Source organism: Micromonospora arborensis (genome assembly GCF_003205615.1).
In the GTDB taxonomy this organism is placed as follows: Bacteria; Actinomycetota; Actinomycetes; order Mycobacteriales; family Micromonosporaceae; genus Micromonospora; species Micromonospora arborensis.
On sequence record NZ_PYBV01000185.1, the window covers coordinates 1 to 338 of the forward strand.

Here is a 338-nt window from a genome sequence, read left to right on the forward strand (position 1 = left end):
AGCGAGCCTCGCGCGACCTGCCGGATGCTGCACGCCACCGGGCTGGGCGTGCCGCGGGTCGCGGTGGTGACCGAGGCCGGCCTGATCGCGCTGACCGCCGACTGGGGCGTCGACGACGTCATCCTCGCCTCGGCCGGCCCCGCCGAGGTTGAGGCACGACTGCGGCTGGCGGTGGGCCGGTTGAGCAACGCGACCGCCGGCGCGGGCGGCTCGATCCGGGCCGGTGAGCTGACCATCGATCCGGACACGTACGCGGCCAAGCTCAAGGGTCGCCCGCTCGACCTCACCTACAAGGAGTTCGAGCTGCTGAAGTTCCTGGCCCAGCACCCGGGTCGGGT

1 protein-coding gene is annotated in these 338 nt (G+C 73.1%); it reads left to right on the forward strand.

The annotated features are described in order from the left end of the window. Window positions 1–338, forward strand: a 338-nt coding sequence (locus tag C7C45_RS33365) for a response regulator transcription factor (RefSeq protein WP_146247516.1), incomplete at both ends; no start/stop codon positions are given.